General features: G+C 72.8%; 18 protein-coding genes. 5 read left to right on the top strand and 13 right to left on the bottom strand.

Annotated features, from left to right (window positions below; genetic code table 11):
* Position 1: 1 nt before the first annotated feature.
* From hisB to hisD, 3 genes are read right to left on the bottom strand one after another with little or no spacing between them, the layout of a single operon-like run.
* Entirely contained in the window at positions 2–595 is a 594-nt protein-coding gene (hisB, locus tag JK364_RS24650; protein WP_014059975.1) for an imidazoleglycerol-phosphate dehydratase HisB, read from the bottom strand.
* Positions 592–1,710, bottom strand: coding sequence for a histidinol-phosphate transaminase (locus JK364_RS24645; RefSeq protein ID WP_201853375.1), 1,119 nt, complete (start codon positions 1,708–1,710; stop codon positions 592–594). The genes hisB and JK364_RS24645 overlap by 4 nt, the downstream gene beginning before the upstream one ends.
* Complete coding sequence (gene hisD / locus JK364_RS24640; RefSeq protein WP_201853374.1) at positions 1,707–3,032, bottom strand: histidinol dehydrogenase; 1,326 nt, start codon at positions 3,030–3,032, stop codon at positions 1,707–1,709. The genes JK364_RS24645 and hisD overlap by 4 nt, the downstream gene beginning before the upstream one ends.
* Positions 3,033–3,188: 156 nt before the next feature.
* Between hisD and JK364_RS24635 the strand changes: the two genes are divergently transcribed.
* The 3 genes from JK364_RS24635 to ybaK are packed head-to-tail and all read left to right on the top strand — an operon-like array spanning position 3,189 to position 6,089.
* Positions 3,189–4,784 carry an oxidoreductase gene (locus JK364_RS24635; protein ID WP_201853373.1) on the top strand — a complete coding sequence of 532 codons (1,596 nt, stop codon included), beginning with the start codon at positions 3,189–3,191 and terminating at the stop codon, positions 4,782–4,784.
* A gap of 55 nt (positions 4,785–4,839) precedes the next feature.
* On the top strand, positions 4,840–5,580 hold the full coding sequence (locus tag JK364_RS24630) for an LON peptidase substrate-binding domain-containing protein (RefSeq protein ID WP_201853372.1): 741 nt from the start codon (positions 4,840–4,842) through the stop codon (positions 5,578–5,580).
* Positions 5,581–5,591: 11 nt separating this feature from the next.
* Positions 5,592–6,089, top strand: coding sequence for a Cys-tRNA(Pro) deacylase (gene ybaK, locus JK364_RS24625; protein WP_201853371.1), 498 nt, complete (start codon positions 5,592–5,594; stop codon positions 6,087–6,089).
* Here the strand turns inward: ybaK and JK364_RS24620 are convergent.
* From JK364_RS24620 to JK364_RS24595, 6 genes are all read right to left on the bottom strand, one after another.
* Positions 5,978–6,811, bottom strand: coding sequence for a hypothetical protein (locus JK364_RS24620; RefSeq protein ID WP_201853370.1), 834 nt, complete (start codon positions 6,809–6,811; stop codon positions 5,978–5,980). The genes ybaK and JK364_RS24620 overlap by 112 nt on opposite strands.
* Before the next feature lie 213 nt (positions 6,812–7,024).
* Positions 7,025–7,762, bottom strand: a complete 738-nt coding sequence (locus tag JK364_RS24615) for an SDR family NAD(P)-dependent oxidoreductase (protein ID WP_201853369.1) — start codon at positions 7,760–7,762, stop codon at positions 7,025–7,027.
* Between the two features lie 13 nt (positions 7,763–7,775).
* Entirely contained in the window at positions 7,776–8,558 is a 783-nt protein-coding gene (locus tag JK364_RS24610) for an SDR family NAD(P)-dependent oxidoreductase (protein WP_201853368.1), read from the bottom strand.
* 21 nt (positions 8,559–8,579) lie between these two features.
* Positions 8,580–9,908, bottom strand: coding sequence for an MFS transporter (locus tag JK364_RS24605; RefSeq protein ID WP_201853367.1), 1,329 nt, complete (start codon positions 9,906–9,908; stop codon positions 8,580–8,582).
* A gap of 228 nt (positions 9,909–10,136) precedes the next feature.
* Positions 10,137–11,015, bottom strand: a complete 879-nt coding sequence (locus tag JK364_RS24600; protein WP_201853366.1) for a polysaccharide deacetylase family protein — start codon at positions 11,013–11,015, stop codon at positions 10,137–10,139.
* A complete protein-coding gene (locus tag JK364_RS24595) occupies positions 11,008–12,069 on the bottom strand; it encodes an asparaginase (RefSeq protein ID WP_201853365.1) in 1,062 nt (353 codons plus the stop codon). The genes JK364_RS24600 and JK364_RS24595 overlap by 8 nt, the downstream gene beginning before the upstream one ends.
* 190 nt (positions 12,070–12,259) lie before the next feature.
* On the opposite strand from JK364_RS24595, the gene JK364_RS24590 reads away from it, so the two are divergent.
* On the top strand, positions 12,260–13,285 hold the full coding sequence (locus tag JK364_RS24590) for a LacI family DNA-binding transcriptional regulator (RefSeq protein WP_201853364.1): 1,026 nt from the start codon (positions 12,260–12,262) through the stop codon (positions 13,283–13,285).
* Positions 13,286–13,414: 129 nt separating this feature from the next.
* On the opposite strand, the gene JK364_RS24585 is transcribed toward JK364_RS24590, so the two are convergent.
* From JK364_RS24585 to JK364_RS24570, 4 genes are all read right to left on the bottom strand, one after another.
* Positions 13,415–14,182 (bottom strand): SLC41A family transporter, encoded by a 768-nt coding sequence (locus JK364_RS24585; protein WP_307841378.1) that lies wholly within the window; start codon positions 14,180–14,182, stop codon positions 13,415–13,417.
* A 59-nt stretch (positions 14,183–14,241) separates the two neighbouring features.
* The gene (locus JK364_RS24580) at positions 14,242–15,000 is read right to left on the bottom strand and encodes an ABC transporter permease (protein ID WP_201853677.1); all 759 of its coding nucleotides are present in this window, start codon (positions 14,998–15,000) and stop codon (positions 14,242–14,244) included.
* Positions 15,001–15,291: 291 nt separating this feature from the next.
* Positions 15,292–16,332 carry an ABC transporter ATP-binding protein gene (locus tag JK364_RS24575; RefSeq protein ID WP_201853363.1) on the bottom strand — a complete coding sequence of 347 codons (1,041 nt, stop codon included), beginning with the start codon at positions 16,330–16,332 and terminating at the stop codon, positions 15,292–15,294.
* Positions 16,333–17,287: 955 nt separating this feature from the next.
* The gene (locus JK364_RS24570) at positions 17,288–18,610 is read right to left on the bottom strand and encodes an NYN domain-containing protein (RefSeq protein ID WP_201853362.1); all 1,323 of its coding nucleotides are present in this window, start codon (positions 18,608–18,610) and stop codon (positions 17,288–17,290) included.
* 289 nt (positions 18,611–18,899) lie between these two features.
* Between JK364_RS24570 and JK364_RS24565 the strand changes: the two genes are divergently transcribed.
* Positions 18,900–19,079 (top strand): hypothetical protein, encoded by a 180-nt coding sequence (locus tag JK364_RS24565; RefSeq protein ID WP_201853361.1) that lies wholly within the window; start codon positions 18,900–18,902, stop codon positions 19,077–19,079.
* Positions 19,080–19,140 lie beyond the last annotated feature (61 nt).

The following is a 19,140-nucleotide window of genomic DNA, read 5'->3' as shown; positions in this document are numbered from 1 at the left end:
GTTACAGGGCGCCCTTCGTGGAGGGGAGGATCCCGGCGGCGCGGGGGTCGCGCTCGCTGGCGTAGCGCAGGGCCCGCGCCAGGGCCTTGAACTGGCACTCCACGATGTGGTGGGCGTTGCGCCCGTAGGGCACGTGGACATGCAGGGCGATCTGCGCCTGGGCCACGAAGGACTCCAGGATGTGCCGGGTCATCGTGGTGTCGTAGGTGCCGATCATCGGCGCGATGTTCTCCGGCTCGGTGTGCACCAGGTACGGGCGGCCGGAGAGGTCGACCGTCACCTGGGCCAGCGACTCGTCCAGCGGCACCGTGCAGTTGCCGAAGCGGTAGATGCCCACCTTGTCCCCGAGCGCCTGCTTGAAGGCGGCGCCCAGCGCGAGGGCGGTGTCCTCGATGGTGTGGTGGGTGTCGATGTGCAGGTCGCCCTCGGTCTTGACCGTGAGGTCGAAGAGGCCGTGGCGGCCGAGCTGGTCGAGCATGTGGTCGTAGAAGCCGACCCCTGTCGACACATCGACCTGGCCGGTGCCGTCGAGGTCGATCTCGACGACGACCGAGGTCTCCTTGGTCGTGCGCTCCACGCGTCCCACGCGGGTCATGCGCTCTTCTCCTTCATCAGCTCGCGTACCGCGTCGAGGAACGCGTCGTTCTCGGCCGGGGTCCCCGCGGTCACCCGCAGCCATCCCGGTACACCGTTGTCCCGGACCAGGACGCCCCGGTCCAGCAGGCCCTGCCACGCCGCGTGGGCGTCCTCGAAGCGACCGAACTGGACGAAGTTGGCGTCGGAGTCGGTCACCTGGCAGCCGATGGTGCGCAGCTCGCTCACCAGCCGGTCGCGCTCGGCCTTGAGCGCCTCGACGTACCCCAGCAGCGTATCGGTGTGCTCGAGGGCGGCCAGCGCGGTGGCCTGGGTGATGGCGGACAGGTGGTACGGCAGGCGGACCAGCTGGACGGCGTCGACGACCGCCGGGTCGGCGGCGAGGTAGCCGAGCCGCAGCCCGGCCGCGCCGAACGCCTTGGACATGGTCCGCGAGAGCACCAGCCGCGGCCGCCCCTCGATCAGCGGCAGCAGCGACGGACGGTGGCTGAACTCCCCGTACGCCTCGTCCACGACGACGAGCGCCCCGGCGGTGTCCGCCCTGGCGTCCTGCGCCGCGTCGTGCAGCGCCAGCACCGTCTCGGCGCCGACCGCCGTCCCCGTCGGATTGTTCGGCGAGGTGATGAAGACGACATCGGGGCGCTGCTCGGCGATGGCCTTACGGGCGGCATCGACATCGATGGTGAAATCGGCGTTCCGGGGACCGGAAATCCAGCCGGTGCCGGTGCCACGGGAGATCAGCGCGTGCATCGAGTACGAGGGCTCGAAGCCGATCGCGGTGCGCCCCGGGCCGCCGAAGGTCTGCAGCAGCTGCTGGAGCACCTCGTTGGACCCGTTGGCCGCCCAGACCTGGGCGACACCGACCTCGAGACCGGCCGTACGGCTGAGGTAGCGGGCCAGCCCGGTACGCAGCTCGACCGCGTCCCGGTCCGGGTAGCGGTTGAGGTTCCGGGCCGCCTCGGCGACCCGCTCGGCGATCCGGGCGACCAGCGGCTCGGGCAGCGGATAGGGGTTCTCGTTGGTGTTCAGCCGTACGGGCACGTCCAGCTGCGGAGCGCCGTACGGGGATTTGCCACGGAGCTCGTCCCGGATCGGGAGATCGTCAATGCCGGTCACTTGCTCGGTGGCACCTTCCAGTCGAACCTTGCCTTCACCGCGGCGCCGTGGGCGGGCAGATCCTCCGCCTCGGCCAGCGTCACCACATGGCCGGCGATCTCGGCCAGCGCGTCCCGGGTGTAGTCCACCACATGGATGCCGCGCAGGAAGGACTGCACGGACAGTCCCGAGGAGTGGCAGGCGCAGCCGCCGGTGGGCAGCACATGGTTGGAGCCCGCCGCGTAGTCGCCGAGCGACACCGGGGCGTAGGCCCCGACGAAGATCGCCCCGGCGTTGCGCACCCGGGCCGCGACGGCCGCCGCGTCCTCGGTCTGGATCTCCAGGTGCTCGGCCGCGTACGCGTCCACGACGGCCAGACCCTGCTCCAGACCGTCGACCAGCACGATGCCGGACTGCCGCCCGGCCAGCGCCGGACCAATCCGGTCCGCGACGTGCTTGGTGGCCCCCACCTGGACCTCGAGCTCCTTCTCGACCGCGGCCGCCAGCTCCTCGGAGTCGGTGACCAGCACCGACGCCGCCAGCGGATCGTGCTCGGCCTGGCTGATCAGGTCCGCGGCGACATGCACCGGGTCGGCGGTGGCGTCGGCGAGGACGGCGATCTCGGTCGGCCCGGCCTCGGCGTCGATGCCGATCCGGCCCTTGAGCAGCCGCTTGGCCGCGGCGACCCAGATATTGCCAGGACCGGTCACCATCGAGACCGGACGGCAGTCCTCGGTGCCGTAGGCGAACATGGCGACCGCCTGGGCGCCGCCCGCCGCGTACACCTCGTCCACGCCCAGCAGCGCGCACGCCGCGAGGATCGTGGGGTGCGGCAGCCCGCCGAAGTCCGCCTGCGGCGGGGAGGCGACGGCCATCGAGACGACCCCGGCCTCCTGCGCGGGCACCACGTTCATCACCACGGAGGAGGGGTAGACCGAGCGCCCGCCCGGTACGTAAAGACCGACGCGCTCGACCGGCACCCAGCGCTCGGTGACCGTGCCGCCGGGCACCACCTGGGTGGTGTGGTCGGTGCGCCGCTGGTCGCGGTGGACCAGCCGGGCCCGCCGGATGGACTCCTCCAGGGCGGCCCGCACGGCCGGGTCCAGCTCGGCGAGGGCGCTCTCCAGCGCCTCCGCGGGGACCCGCACCCGCTCTATGGTCACGCCGTCGAACCGATGGGCGTAGTCGATCAGCGCAGCGGTTCCGCGATGGCGCACGTCGTCGCAGATGGGCCGCACCTTCTCCAGGGCGGCCTCGACGTCGAGCTCGGCACGGGGCAGCAGGTCGCGGTCGATCCCGCCTTCCGGGAAGGCGGCACCGCGCAGATCGATACGGGAGATCACGCGATCAATTGTCTCAGACCCGCCACGAGGCCCCTCCCCCCGTATCAGTCAGTGATACGGACCCCCTAAGTTGACCCTGACCGTTGGCGTTCAACCGGTTACTCAGCGGGAATGTGCTCCGTACGGGGACACGGAGAATCAGGAGGGGACACGGCTGTGACCGAGCCGCACGATGGCGATCCGCCCCCGGGCCTCGATCTGACCACCGCCGAATGGGGCATGTGGCAGGCGTTCCGCAATGGCAGCACCCATGATCTGCGCACCTCCCACCCCCAGCGGAACGACCCCTCAGGACCGTACGCCTGGGGCCCGGAGCGCAGTGTCCGCGCGCGTGTCGTGGCCCTTCTGCTGCTGGACGGGCCGCCCGCGCAGCCGGGCCGGGTCTCGGCGCTCAAGCTCAACGGGGTGCACATCACCGGCACGCTCGATCTGGCCGGCGGAAACATCGAGCCCTATGTGGAGCTCAAGAACTGCCGCTTCGAGCGGGAGGTGCTGGTCCCCGAGGCGCAGTTCACCACCCTGCGCCTGGTGGGCTGCTCCCTCCCCCGGCTGGAGGCGGCCCGGCTGCGCACCGAGGGCGATCTGCATCTGCCGCGCTGTGTGGTCGAGCACGGCATCCGGCTCACCGACGCCCATATCGGCACCGATTTACTGCTCAACCAGCTCATTGTGCGCCGTGACCGCCGGGGCATGTCGATCAGCGCCGACGGGCTGACCGTCGCCCAGGACTTCCAGGCCGACATGATCGAGTCGTACGGCGAGCTGAGCCTGCGCGGGGCGCAGATCGGCGTGTCGCTCAGCCTGCGCGGCAGCCGGCTGCGCAACCCTTACGGCCGTCGCGCGCTGAACGCGCCGCAGCTGACCGTGGAGCGCAGCCTGTACCTCACCGCGGGCGGGGTGAGCACGTACTCCAGCGGCTCCACCCCGCCGTACGGCACCGCCTCCACCCCCAGCCGCGGCACCCGGATCCAGCGCTTCGAGTGCGAGGGCGGGATCCGGCTGGACGACGGGCGGATCGGCGACGCGATCGACCTCGACCAGGCCCGCTTCATCATGGAGAACGACCAGGAGCTGTCGCTGCGCCGGGTCCAGACGCCCGAGCTGCGCTTCCTCGGGGAGCGGCCGCAGCGCGGACGGGTGATCCTCTCCGGCGCCCGGGTGGTCAACCTTGTCGACAAGTCGGTGAGCTGGCCGGGGCCCGGCGGGCTGACCATGGCCGGGTTCAGCTATGAGTGCCTGATCCCGCGCGGCCACTTCCCGCTGGCCCGGCGGCTGGAGTGGGTGGCCGCCGCCACCCCCGAGTACGCGCCCGAGCCGTACGAGATGCTGGCCAACACGATGCGGGCCAGCGGCGAGGACGCCGACGCGCGCGAGGTGCAGCTCGCCAAGCAGCGGCGCCGCCGGGAGACGCTACCGCTCGCCGGGAAGGTGTGGGGCTATCTCCAGGACTGGACGGTGGCCTACGGCTACCGCCCGGGCCGGGCGGCGGTGTGGATGGCGGTGCTGTGGGCGGTCGGCTCGGTGTTCTTCGCCCACAACCGGCCGGAGGCGCTGAAGCCCGATGAATCGCCGAACTGGAACGCCTCGCTGTACACGCTCGATCTGCTGATCCCGGTCATCGATCTGGGCATGGACGGCTACTGGAAACCCGAGGGCGCCGTCCAATGGGCCTCCATCGTCATGATCCTTCTGGGCTGGGTGCTGGCCACCGCGGTCGCCGCCGGCGCGTCCCGACTGCTGCGGCGCCAGTGACCGCTGCTCCGGCGCCAGTGAAAGGGAACGCGCGGGGCCATTAGGCTTACGCCCCGTGACCTCCGCGCGCCTTCCGCTCTTCCCGCTGAACACGGTGCTGTTCCCGGGGCTCGTCATGCCCCTGAACGTCTTCGAGCAGCGGTATCGCTCCCTGATGCGCGATCTGTCGGCGCTCCCCGAGGACGCGCCGCGCCGGTTCGGGGTGATCGCGATCAGGGACGGCCATGAGGTCGCCCCGAGCGCGATCGGCCTCCCGGACTCCCTCAAGATGCCGGACCCCGGCCCCACGGCCGGGTTCGGCCCGGACCCCGCCAAGTCCTTCTACTCCGTGGGATGCGTGGCGGACGCGGCCACCATCCGGGAGCAGGAGGACGGCACCTTCGAGGTGCTGGCCACCGGCACCACCCGCTTCGAGCTGGTCTCCGTGGACTCCTCGGGCCCGTATCTGACGGCCGAGGTCAAGGAGCTGGAGGAGGAGCAGGGCGAGGGCGCCGGGGCGCTGGCCTCGGGTGTCGTACGGGCCTTCCGCATGTACCAGAAGCGGCTCGCGGGCGCCCGGGAGCGGACCCTGGCGGCCGAGCAGGACCTGCCGGGCGAGCCGTCCGTCCTCTCGTACCTGGTGGCGGCCGCGGCCGTGCTCGACACGCCCGCGAAGCAGCGGCTGCTGCAGGCCCCGGACACCGCGAGCCGGCTGGCCGACGAGCTGAAACTCCTTCGCGCCGAGAGCGCGGTCATCGGTAAGCTCCCGTCCCTCCCTGCCGTCGATCTGACCCGCGGTCCCACCAGCCCCAACTGACGCGGACGAACATGCCGAAGAAGACCAAGAAGAACTCGGCGGGCACCCCCGCCACCACCGCCCTGACCGCCGCGGGCACGGACTTCACCGTGCACTCCTACGAGCACGACCCGGCGGCCCCGTCCTACGGCGAGGAGGCCGCCCAGGCGCTCGGCGTCGAACCGGAACGGGTCTTCAAGACCCTCGTCGCGAGCGTCGATGACCGCCTTACGGTCGCCATCGTGCCCGTCTCGGCCACGCTCGACCTCAAGGCGCTCGCCTCGGCGGTCGGCGGCAAGCGCGCCACGATGGCGGACCCGGCGGTGGCCGAGCGCACCACGGGCTATGTACGGGGCGGAATCTCCCCACTCGGCCAGCGCAAGCGCCTCCCGACGGCCCTGGACGCGTCGGCCGACGGCTACGAGACGATCTGCGTCTCGGCGGGCCGCCGCGGGCTGGAGGTCGAGCTGTCGCCCAAGGACCTGGCGTCGCTGACGGCCGCGGTGGTGGCACCGATCGCCCGCTCGTAGCTCTCACGGCGGGCCGGCTCATGGCTCGCGCGCCAGGTGCGGGCCCGCACCACGTGCCCGTCGCGGATCTCCACGTCGTACCCGGCGGCGGGACCGAGCGGTCCCCGGACGGCGAGCGCGTCCCCGTCCAGCCGGCCGCTCTGCCGGATCCACTCCAGCCGGACCAGGGTGTCGGCGGCCAGGGCGCAGGGGTCCGGGCCGGTCGGCGGTGGCCACAGGGCGGGCGCGGGACGGGCCCAGGCGTCCGCCACGCCCTCCACCCGCTCCAGATAGCGGCGGGGGAACCAGCGGGGCGAGGCGAGCGCGGCGATGACGGCGCGGGCCGTGGCCCCGGAGTCCACCACCGCCACCGTCCCGTGCGCCTCCAACGCGGCGTCGGCGCTGCGGGCCCCGCCCGGGGCGACCCGCAGCACCAGGCCCCGGCGCCGGTCCTCCGCCGCGGGCACGGACAGCGGCCCGGACGGCCGAGCGCGGTCCGGACATGCTGGTTCCGCTCCGGGGGCCCAGCGCCGTACGGCAGCGACCAGAGCGACCAGCCCCGCACAGGCCGCGGTCGCGCCGGTGGGTCCGGTCACCAGCCAGCCGCCGCTCCCGACCGCCACCCGCACCCCGGGCCGGTCCACCGCGCCGACCGCGGCGGCCACCGCCCGGCGGGCGGCGACCCCGCTGACCCAGGGCCGCGCCCAGTCGAACGCACCCCGCTCACCGCACGCCCCGCACATCCCGCCACCTTCCTTCTTCCACCGTTCCCGCTGCTGCCGTTCCCGCTTCTGTCGTTCCCGCTTCTGTCGCCCCCGAGCCGTATGCGTCCGGGCCCGGCCCGCCGAGTCCCCGGTCCGCGCCCGACGCGGGGAGGACAGGGCCGCGGCCGACGTGGGGAGGACAGGGCCGCGGCCGACGTGGGGAGGACAGGGCCGCGGCCGACGCCGACGCGGCTACGGCATCACATCGCCGCTGTTGGGGCCGAGGGTCTGACCGACGTACAGATTGCCGCCGGGGTCGCTGGCGAGCAGCACGGCGGTCGGAGCGACCTCCTCGGGCCGGCCGAACCGCCCCAGTGGCAGTTCGGCCTGTTTGGCCGCCTTCCACTCCGGGGTGATCCCGGCGACCAGCGGGGTGTCGATCGGCCCCGGCGCGATGGCGTTCACCAGGACGCCCCGCTCCGCGACCTCCAGGGCCAGCGACTTGGTCAGCCCGATGACCCCGGCCTTGGCGGCCGCGTAGTGGGACAGCGACCGGCCACCCTTGATACCGAGCTGCGAGGCGATGTTGATGACTCTCCCCCAGCCCCGTTCCGCCATCTGGGGGACCGCGTAGCGGCAGCAGAGGAAGACGCCCGTCAGATCGACCGCGAGGGTCTCGGACCACATCCGCGGGTCCATCTCCATCAGCGGCGCCTCCGTGAGGATGCCCGCGGCGTTGACGAGGATGTCGATCCCGCCGAACTCCCCGACCGCGGCCCACATCACCGCCTCCACCGCGGCCGGATCGCTCACGTCCACCGCCGTGTGCCCCGCGGCGCCGGTCCGCCCGGCCACGGCCCTCGCCCGCTCCCCGTCGCGGTCGGCCACCACCACCCGGGCCCCTTCGGCCGCGTAGGCCTCGACGACGGCGCGGCCGATCCCGCTGGCCCCGCCGGTGATGAACGCGGTCCGTCCGTCCAGCGCACCCATCAGCGCTTCCTCCTCATGCCGGCATCCTCACGGTGAGGCCGCCGTCGACGACCAGGCTCTGACCGGTGATGTACGAGGCGCCGTCCGAGGTCAGATAGGCGATCGCGGAGGCGATCTCCCCGGGCCTCCCGACCCGTCCCCAGGGGATGCCCCCGGCGGCACGGGACAGCCCCTCGGGACCGAGCGAGTTGACGGGGTCGGAGGACTGGGGGGTTTCGATGAGCCCCGGAATGACGGAGTTGACGCGGATGCCCCGCGGGGCGAGTTCGACCGCGAGACTGCGGCACAGCCCGAGCACACCGGCCTTCGCGGCGGCGTAGTGGGCATGGTCGTCCCAGCCGTAGACCCCGCCCGCGATGGAGGACACCGCCACCATCGCGCCCGGTCCGTCCATCCGCCGCGCGGCGGAGCGCAGGGTGCGCAGCACCCCGGTGAGGTCGACGGAGAGCATGTCGTCCCAGGCCTCGTCGGTGAGCTGATCGAGCGGTGCCCGGCGCAGCACCCCGGCGTTGGCCACGGCGATGTCCAGGCGGCCGAAGGCCGTAAGGGCGTGTTCGGCGAACGCCTCGACCTGAGCGGGGTCGCGCACATCGACCTCGCACCGTGTGCACTCCCCGCCCGCCGCCTTCACCAGGCGCTCGGTCTCGGCGGGGTCGTGGGGGTCGCCGGGGTAGCTGCCGATGACGGTGCGCACCCCATGGCGGGCGTACTCCACGGCGAGCGCGCGGCCGATGCCGCTGGCCGCCCCGGTGATGACGGCGACGCGCCGGTCCGTGGGATGGTCGGTCCTTGCCACTGTGGTTTTCTCCCGATGGTTTCAGGCTTCGACGGTGTCGACGCGCCGGGCGGCGAACATCACGAAGCCGGACAGAAAGGTGCCGACCGCCCCGACGAGCAGCGCGGTGCGATCCCAGTGGGCGCCGGAGGCGAGCATCGCGGTGGCGATCGCCCCGGCGGCGATGGCCCCGGGCTGGCTGAACGCGTTGATGAACGAGGTGCCGGTGGCCCGGCAGCGGGTGTCGTAGCACTCGCCCATGTAGAAGAGCATCGCGGCGTACGGGCCGACCAGGAAGAACATCCCCAGGGAGTAGAGCACCACCACGGCGACGGTGCCGTGGGCGACGGTCAGCATGAGGGCGAAGAGCACGCCCGAGAGGATCCAGCCGCAGGCGATCACATTCCGGCGTCCGAAGCGGTCACCGGCCCAGCCGTGGAAGAGATATCCGGCGAAGGCCACGGCGTTGATGATGATGAAGAGCACCAGGGAGTTGGCGAAGCTGACGCCCTTGGCCTTGGTGAGCACCGTGGTGCCCAGGACGCTGAAGATCTGAATGCCGAACCAGTTGACCAGCCAGGCGAAGCTGAGCACCAGGGTGTTGCGCCGGGCGCTGCCGCGGAAGATCTCCAGCAGCGGTGCGGAGGGCGTCTCGTCCACGCCGTACTCCGCGGCGACCCGCCGCGCCTCGTCCGCCTTGCCCTCCCGGTGCAGCCGGCGCAGCCGCTGCTGGAGCTCGAACTGCGGGGTCTCCGGCAGCCCCCGGCGCAGCAGGGCGATGACGATGGCCGGGAAGGTGGCCAGCAGGAAGCAGCCGCGCCAGCCGACGAGCGGCAGGAACACGGCGACGAACGCGGCGGCCACGAGGGTGCCGGTGGGCCAACCGGCCTGCACCAGGCTGTAGATGAAGCCGCGGCGCTTCCGGATCGCCTTGTCCTCGGTGACGGCGTAGATCTCATTCAGATAGGTGGTGTTGACGGACTGTTCGGACAGCCCGATGCCGCCCAGGGAGCGGACACCGACCAGATACCCGGCGTTCACGGTGCCGGCCGTGGCGGCGGATGCCAGAGCGGTGCCCGAGACGGTGAGGATCATGCCCTTACGGCGGCCGAGCCGGTCGACGAGCGGGCCGACCCCGAGGACCACGATGGCCGTTCCTGCGGATATCAGGGTGGAGACGAACGCCGCCCGTTCCTCGCTCCAGCCGAAGCGGTCGGAGATCTCCGGCAGCAGGGTGCCGAAGAGGATGTAGTCGTAGACGGCGAAGACCCATGCGAAGAACGCGATGGCCGTCGCCTTACGGGTGGGACGCACCCCGATGCGCGGCAGTCTGCGGGTGGGCGCTTCGGGATCGGAGGAGACTGTGGTCATGACGGGTGCCCCTTGTCGGAAGCGGGGGTCGCCGCGCCGTCGCGGCGAGGGGGACGGAGATGCGGGGACGGAGATGCGGGGACGGAGATGTGGGGACGGAGATGCGGGGACGGAGATGCTTCGGCCAGGGGTGGGGCCGGGGCCCGGCGGCATGAGACCTGTCGCCCGGGAGAGGGCCGCGCCACGCACGGGATGACCGCGCTGGGGGCGGGACGGAGAACGGGTTGATCAGGCGCGGGGGAAACGCGCCTTGAAGTCGGTGGCGATGTCGTCGAAGGTCGACCAGCGCACGCCCTCGTGGCCGCCGATGTATTCGATGAGCCGCTCCAGCATCAGCAGCGTCTGGGGCCTGCCGGAGACATCGGGGTGGATCGTCATGGTGAAGGCCGCGTAGTCCATCTCCCGGTACACCCAGTCGAACTGGTCGCGCCAGGTCTGCTCCAGTTCGCGCGGGGAGACGAAACCGTGGCTGTTGGCGCTGGCCTTGACGAACATCATGGGCGGCAGATCGTCGAGGTACCAGTTGGCCGGGATCTCGACCAGTCCGGTCTCCTGGCCGCGCACCAGCGGTTTCATCCACTCCTCGGCCGGGCGCGAATAGTCGATCTTCGTCCAGCTGTCGCCCACCCGGACGTAATAGGGCGTGAAGTCGTTGTGCATCAGCGAGTGGTCGTAGGTGATACCGCGCTCGATCAGCAGCTCGTTGGTCACCGGCGAGAACTCCCACCAGGGGGCGACATAACCGGTCGGGCGGCGCCCGGAGACCTTCTCGATCAGATCGATGCCGCGGTCCAGGATGGCGCTCTCCTGGGCCCGGGTCATCGCGATCGGGTTCTCGTGCGAGTAGCCGTGGGCGCCGATCTCATGGCCCGCGTCGACCACCTGACGGGTCTGATCGGGGAAGGTCTCCAGGGAGTGGCCGGGGATGAACCAGGTGGTGCGCAGTTCCTTCCGCTCGAACAGCCGGAGCAGCCGTGGCACCCCGACCTCCCCGGCGAACATCCCGCGGGAGATGTCACAGGGCGAGTCCTCGCCGCCGTAGGAGCCCAGCCAGCCGGCCACCGCGTCCACATCGACGCCGAACGCCACGAAGATCTCTTTAGCCATGGGTGTTCCTCTCCAATGAATCCAGTGAATGCGGTGAATGCGGTGAATGCGGTGAATGCGGTGAATGCGGTGAGTCCAGCGAATCGTTGAATTCGGCCCGCACCCGCTCCGGATCGCCATAGGCGCCGAGCAGGGCGATGAGCAGGACCCGCGCCTGGGAGGGGCGCAGGGTTCCGGTGGGGACGGCCCCGGCCCGCACCAGATCCGCGCCGCCGCCGTTTCCGTAGAGCGCGGCCACGGGGCCCGCGTGCACCCGGGTGGACAGGGCGACGACGACGCCGGACGCGGTGAGCCGGGCGACCTCCGCGGCGACCTCCGGGTTGGCGTTGCCCGCCCCGGTGGCTTCGAGCACCACCCCGCGGGCGCCCGCGTCGGCCACCGCGCGCAGCGCCCGGATATCGCATCCGGGGTAGCAGGCCACGATGTCGGTGCGGATTCCCTCGGGGCGGAAGGCGCCGAGGTCCAGCGGCTTGGGGCGCACCGGCACCGCCGAGATCCGCACCTCGCCGTCGCCGACCCGCCCCAGCGGACCGCCGTCGGGTGCCGCGAACGCGGCGGGCGCCGTGGTGTGCGCCTTACGGGTGCCACGGGCGGGGTAGACCTGGCCGTCGAAACAGACCAGCACCCCCAGGTCGCGGGCGGCGATGGCGTCCGCGACAGCGATCGCGTCCGCCAGATTGCGCGGGCCGTCGCCGTCCGGGGCGTCCGCCGGGCGCATCGCCCCGGTGAACACCACGGGCCGGGCGTCGCCGTGAAAGAGATCCACCAGATAGGCGGTCTCCTCCAGGCTGTCGGTGCCGTGGGTGACGACGACCCCGGCCACCGACTCGTCGGCCAGCGCCTCGCGGACGGCCAGGGCGACGCCATGCATATCGGCCGGGGTCAGCAGATAGCTGCCCAGGCAGAACACGTCCCTCGCCTCGATCGCCACCCCCGGCTGCCACGGGAGCCGCTCCAACAGGGCGTCCGCGGGCTCGGCGGCGAGCCTGGTGCCATGGGCGTCCTGCCGCGTGGCAATGGTTCCGCCCGTCGACAGCACGACGATCCTGCGCACCCTGCCTCCTCATCGATGACGCGAAACCGATCTCGTGTGGCTCGATCTCGCACCCAAACGTTTGGGCCAATCGTTTGGGTAGGATGTGGGCCACCGACGGCGGGTGTCAAGAGGTCCGCTGTTACCATCGCGCCAACTGGCCGCGACCGAGGTCCGGCTGCGGCAGCGGGACAAGGGGAGGCCGAGCGGAGTGGGTACGCAGCGATCAGGACCGGTCACCCTGCGCACCATCGCCGATCAGCTCGGCCTCCATGTCTCGACCGTGTCGCGGGTGCTGCACGCCAAACCGGACGAGAGCCTGCGCGCCGCCTCGGCCAGCACGGTCGAGCGCGTCCGCCGCCTCGCCGACGAGCTCGGCTATCAGCCCAACCCGCACGCCACGAGCCTGCGCACCCGGCGCAGCAACCTGGTGGGCGTGCTGGTGCCCCGGCTGTCCGACATGGTGCTGGCCACGATCTACGAGGGCATCGAGGAGGCCGCCGCCGAGCACGGACTGTCCACGTTCGTCGCCAACACCGGCGACCGCCCGGAGACACAGCGCACCCGCACCAATATGGTCATCGGGCGGCGCGTCGACGGCATGATCTTCGGCGACGCGTATGTGGACGGGCGGTTCCTGGACGAGGTGGCCGGCCGCGGCATTCCGTTCGTCCTGGTCAGCCGCACCGCCGGGGCCCATCCCTCGGTGACCTGCGACGACTATCTCGGCGGGCGGCTGGTGGCCGAGCATCTGCTGGAGCTGGGCCACCGCGATGTCGCCGTCGTCGCGGGCGAGCCGTACGCCAGCACCGGTATCGACCGCACCGCGGGCCTGGTGGACCGCTATCGGGAGGCGGGGCTGTCCGTTCCGGCGGACCGCATAGCCCAGTCCCGCTTCGACGTCTCCGGCGGCCACGCCGCGACGGCGCGGCTGCTGGACACCCCGAACCCGCCGACGGCCATCTTCGCGGTCAACGACTTCGCGGCCATCGGCGCGATAGGCGCGCTGCGCCACCAGGGGCTGCGGGCGGGGGATGACGTGGCCGTCGTGGGCTTCAACGACACGCCGCTGGCGGCGGAGTTGCCGGTGCCGCTGACGACGGTGCGGTCACCCATGCTCGACATGGGGCGCGAGGGGCTGCGGACGCTGCTGCGGCTGCTGGAGGGCGAGGCCGCAGAGTCCAAGCGGCTGCGCCCCGAACTCATCGTCCGCGCCTCCAGCGTCCCCTCTCCCTGAGCTGGGAGGGGCGGCCTCCCTGAGCTGGGAGGGGCGGCCTCCCTGAGCTGGGAGTGGCGGCCTCCCTGAGTTGGGAGGGGCGGCGGACCGGGCCCGCGAACACCGGGCCCGGCAGGAGACGCGCTCCGTTCAGCGCGCTCCCGGCGTCGCCGTAGGCGGCAGCGCGGGCTCCGGGTCCCGGGGGCCGAAGAGCCCGGTCAGCGCCAAGTGGATCACCATCGCCGCCACCGACCACGCCAGCAGCGCACCCTTGGCGCCCAGCTTGAGCGGCCCGTCGAAGGTGACGCCCTTACCGGCCGCCTTGGCATGCGCCACGACGTCCGAGGTGGGCCCCAGCCATACGCCCAGCCGCCAGGCGATCACCGAGGCGAGCACCCCGCCGATCGCCAGCCCGACGACCAGCGCGATACCGCCGTGGCGGAAGAGCAGAAAGACGATGATCGCCGAGACGGCCCCGAAGGCGAGCCCGAGCAGCGTGAACATCCCGTCCGCGCCGACCGCGTCCTCCCCTTCCGAGTTCTTCAGATAGACGGCGGAACCGTCCGAGACCAGGGGAACCTTCGGCGCCAACCACAGCCACAGCAGCCCGAGAAGCACCCCGGCGACCGCCACCGCGATGGCGACCAGCGACGCCTGCACCAGTTCGGCACGCAATTCGGGCCCGGGCTCGGAGTGCTCAGCATGCTCGGAGTGCTCAGCGTGCTCGGAGTGCTCAGCGTGCTCATCGGAGTGCTCGGCGTCCTCCGGATGCCCCGAAGCCTGCCCCGGATGCGCGGGATACCCAGTGGGGTACGGCACAGCGGAGTCCCCGGCAGGTTGCTCGTGGGACGGCGGCCGGCCCTCGGCGGGCTCGTCGTGCGGCGAGTGCTGATCATGCGGCGTCAACGGTGCGGTCACCCCGTCATCGTGCCAGGCGGATGGCGTACTTCGGTCGGCGGGACGTTCGCTGCGGCGCGTCACCGCACCGCCGCCCGCCGATAGGCCCAGGTCGCGGCGGCGAGGGACACCACGGCCACCCCGGCGCACACCCCGAGATCGGCGCAGACCACCCACCAGTCGGGCTGCCCGTCGAAGGACCGGGCCAGGGCCTCCACACCGTACGTCGACGGCAGCAGATCGCGCGCGTACGACACCACCTGCGGCATCCGGGCCGCGGGCAGCACACCGAGCAGCAACGCGGCGGACATCCCCAACTGCCCGCACAGCGTGGCAAGTTCCTGGCGCGGGGCGAGCAGCCCCAGTGCGGCGCCGAGTCCGGCGAGGGCGGCGCCGGACAGGGGGATCACGGCGAGGAGGATCCACAGGTTGGTCATGGGCAGTTGGAAAAGCACACTGCCCATCACCGCGGTGACGGCGGTCCCGGGCACGGTGAAGGAGGCGTACGCGGCGGCCGCCCCGAGCACCACGGCCGAGGGCGGCACCGGCAGGGTCGCGTAGTGGTCAAGACCGCCGCTGGCCCGCAGCTGGCCGAAGTACTGCGCGAGCAGGTTGAGCGCCACGAAGGCGACCACCAGCACGCTCGACCCGGCCACCACCGACCGCGCCTCGCTTCCGCCGTCCACCACCCCGCGCATCAGGATCATGATCCCGACGGACTGGAAGGTGGCCACGAAGAGCAGCGGGATCCGGGCCACCCGGGCCCGTGAGAGCTGGGCGCGGTAGACCGCGACGAGCGCGGGGAAGAGCCGCGCACGGGCAGCCAGCGGCGCGGGCATGTCACCGACGTCACCGGCGTCACCGGACGCCCCCGAGGTACCCGAAACACCCGAGGCACCGGGCAGCCCAGCAGACGCACCGGACACACCGGACGCACCGGGCAGCCCAGCAGACGTACCGGACACACCAGGCACACCAGTGGCCCCGGGCACACCGGATACACCGGACACGGCGGGCATGACACTCACGTTGTGCTGCTCCTCTTCGCCTCTTACGGCTCGAATACGGTCACGGTCACCGACACGTTCACCGACGCGTTCACCGACATGTTCACCGGCTCGCCCCGGCGGTCACGCCTTCACCAGCCCCTCCGCACCCTCCGCACGGCCTCCCAGGGCGATGTACACATCCTCCAGGCTCGGCGTGGCAAGGGTGAAATCGTCCAGCGCGGCGAAGGCCGGGCCGCCGGTCACGGTGGCGATGGCGGCGCGCGCGTCGTCCGGCGGCAGCCGGAGCGTCCAGCGCCGCCCGGAGGCGCCGCCGACGGCCCGGGCCGCCTCGGCGGACTTCCACAGGGCGGCGACCTCGGGCACCTCCAGCGGCGGCTCGGTGCGCCACACCAGCTCCAGCCGCACCTCGTCGGCCACCAGCGCCTTGAGTCCGGCGGGCGTATCGCAGGCGATGACCCGGCCGCGGTCCAGCACCGCGACCCGGTCCAGGACCGTCTCCGCCTCGATCACATTGTGAGTGACCAGCACCACCGTCACCCCCCGCTCGGCCCGCCGCCGGTCCACGGCCGCCCATACGGCGCGCCGGGCGACGGGGTCCATCCCGCTGGTGGGCTCGTCCAGCACCAGCAGCGGCCGCTCCCCCACCAGCGCGGCGGCGACGCAGGCCAGCCGCCGCTGGCCCCCGGAAAGCTTCCTCAGCGGGCGCCCGGCGACCTCCCCGAGCCCAAGCTCCTCGATCACCGCGTCGCGCTCGGCGCGGGCCGCCCGGGTCTCCAGGCCGCGCAGCCGCGCGGTGGTCTCGGCGGCGAGGGCGACGGTCAGCTCGTCCAGCGCGGTGGAGTCCTGGCCGAGATAGCCGAGCAGCCGGGCGGCGCGCTCGGGGTGGCGTACGAGATCGTGGCCGAGCACCCGCACCTGGCCCTCGTCGGGCCGCAGCAGGCCGGTGAGCTGCCGTACGAGGGTGGACTTGCCGGCGCCGTTGGGCCCGAGCAGCCCGAAGACCTCACCGCGCACCACATCGAGGTCGATGCCGTCGCTGGCCCGGACGGCGGGCGTGGCGGGCGCCCCGCGTCGGCCGCGCGCCGCGGGATAGGTCTTGACCAGGCCGCGCACGGTGCACACCACATCGCCACTCGTCGCCTGTTTCGCGCCCGTCCTCACGAGCTATGAGGGTACGCGCCCAAACACCCGCTCCCGCCCTCGGGGCCCTAGGGGCCCTCGGGGCGCGGTTCGCGGGGACAGGGCCGGACTGCGGCCTACGGGGCGCCGGGCGGATCTTTCCCCTCCCCGCCCCTTCCCACTACCAGGGGCTCCGCCCCCGGACCCCGGCACCCGGCCCCGGGACGCGCCCCGCCACGCGGCGGAGCGACATATCGATACCGCGGGAAGGGGCGGATCCCCGGTCCGGGGGCCTGGGGCCCTTACCCCGGCCCGAGGTAAGGGGATCCCGGGTCCTGGGCCAGGGGCGGATCCCCAGCCCGGGATCAGGGGCGCAGCCCGGGTCCGGGGCCAGGGGCGAATCCCCGACCCAAGGCCTGAGCCGGAGCCCCGGCCCGAGGTCTGAGGCGAAATCCCGGTCGGGGGTCAGCGGCGGAGCCCCGGTCCGGGGCCAGGCGCGGAGCCCCGGCCCGGAATCAGGGGCACAGCCCGGGGCCGAGGCCGGGCGCGGATCCCCGACCCAAGGCCAGGGCCAGAGCCCGGGTCCGGAGCCAGGCGCGGAGCCCCGACCCCAGGCCAGGGCCGGAGCCCCGGCCCAAGGCCAAGGCCAAGGCCGGAGCCCGGGGCGAAGGCCAGGCGCGGAGCCCCGACCCAAGGCCTGAGCCGAAGCCCCGACCCAAGGCCAGAGGCGGAGCCCCGGCCCGAGGCCAGAGGCGGAGCCCCGGCCCGAGGCCTGAGGCGAAGCCCCAGCTTCGGGGCCAGGGGCGAAGCCCCAGCTTCGGGGTCTGGGGCGGAGCCCCGGTCGGGGTCTGGGGCGGAGCCCCGGTCGGGGTCTGGGGCGGAGCCCCGGTCGGGGTCTGGGGCGGAGCCCCGGTCGGGGTCTGGGGCGGAGCCCCAGTTTCGGGAAGGGGCGGGGAGGGGCAGCCCGCCGCAGGCGGCACGATCCGCCGGATACCGCCTAGCCGCCCGTCTGGGCGTGCTCCGCCGCCGAGCGGAGGTCGATCTCGCGCCAGAAGCCCGCCCGGATCGCATAGCGGTCGTGCTCGTCGATCTGGTCGTCCTTGTGGGCCAGCAGCCCGAAGCGGGCCGCGTAGCGCAGCAGTTCACCGTCGATGCGGTGCGGGATGCGGGGGTACTCCGTGGAGAGTTGCTGGAGAGGGCCCGTATCGGCGAGCCGGTCGGTCCAGCGACGGGCGAAGACCTGGCCGACCTCGAACGGGTCGCCGCTGACCGCGGTGATGTCCTCCTCGCGGTCGGCCCAGCGCTGCTCGGCGCTGGTGAGCTGGGCCAGCATGGGGAGGTTGGCGGTCTCCGGCGGCTCCCCCATCCCGGAGCCGGGGCCCCGGTCGATCCAGCCCTTGTCGGAGGACCAGCGCAGCGTGGCGCCGGCCGGCTGCCGGTCCGCCTGGCCGCCGGGCCCGGCGGGGCCGCGGCCCAGGTCGGCGAGGTCCTTGGGGGTGGGCACGCCCTTGGCCGCGGCCCCTGCCGCGGCGTCCGTGCCCGCCTCGGCGGCCGCGGCGGCGGGACGGCCGGGGGCGGCGGCCGGTCCGGTCACGTCGGTGCCGGGCCGGGCGGCGCCGTTGCGGCCGGGGGCCGCCTCCGCCGCGCCGGGCGCCGCCGCCGCGGCAGCGGCGGCGGCAGCGGCGGCCGTGGCGGTCTCCGGCAGCGGGGCGGAGAGAATGGCCGCGATCTCCGGGCGCGGCTCGGAGACGGGCGCACAGGGCCCGGGAAGCTCCTTGGCGCGTACCGCCCGGGTGATCCAGGCGCGGTCCAGGACGCGCCGCTCATCGGCCTCGGCCACGAGGTCCTCGGACTGGTTGTAGTCGCCGTCGGCGGCCTGCACCGCCCAGAGGTGGACGGCGACTCCGTGCTCCTTGGCCGACATCAGCCCGGGCAGCAGATCCCCGTCGCCCGTGACGAGGACGATGTCGGAGCAGGCCCGGTTGCGGGCGAGCTCGGTGAGCTCGGCGTGCATGGCGGCGTCCACGCCTTTCTGGGCCCAGCGGCCGTCGCTGCGGGTGAGCGCGCCGAGCCGTACGGTCACCCGGGGCATCACGCGCAGCCGCCGGTGCTCGGGCTGGGGTACGCGGTCGGGGGCGCCGTCGAACCAGTAGATCCGCAGCAGCGGGCGTTCGGTATCGGCCTCGGCCCGCTCCCGCAGGCCCTGGATGAGGGTCGCGTGGTCGACGGAAATACGCGATCGGGCGGGCTCCCCGGCCAGCAGGCTCGCGGCGGCGCCCAGCAGGTACCCGGCGTCCACCAGGACGACGCAGCGGTCCACGTTCCACCCTCTTCCCTGACGAATCCAGTCCTCGGTCGCCCCCCGCGCACAGCCGCCCCGGATGTGGTCTTTCCGCTTTCCTTCGAGTCTGCCCGACCGTGCGGGGGTTATCAGTCCGAACTGGATCACCGGCGTGGCGGATACGGCTTACCCGCCAAGACCCCCCTTCTCACTCACCGTAATTGCCCGAAATGCACGGGTCACCTCGGCATGTCACTGTTCTTCCCGAAGGGCTTCTCCCAGCGGGGCCCTTCGCCGGGGGGCTGATCCCAACTGGAGGAACACCACCATGGGCAAGAACAAGAACCGCGATCGCAAGCAGCAGCAGGAGCGGCGTCAGGAGCGCGGCATGGCCGACCGCCCCGCCGACCAGCAGTCCTCGGTGGACGCGCAGTCGCAGGCGATGCGGTCGGAGGGCAGCCCCTCGACGCCGCGCAAGGACCGGCAGAAGAGCTTCGGCCACAACTGACGCACCGCGCACCGGCGCTGGGCCACCGCGGTGGCAGGCCGCGTGAAATGGCCCCAGGGGC

The sequence above is a fragment of the Streptomyces endocoffeicus genome, from assembly GCF_016741935.1.
Lineage (GTDB): Bacteria > Actinomycetota > Actinomycetes > Streptomycetales > Streptomycetaceae > Streptomyces > Streptomyces endocoffeicus.
The sequence above is the reverse complement of the archived record's forward strand: the minus strand, read 5'-3'. Positions and strand labels throughout refer to the sequence as shown.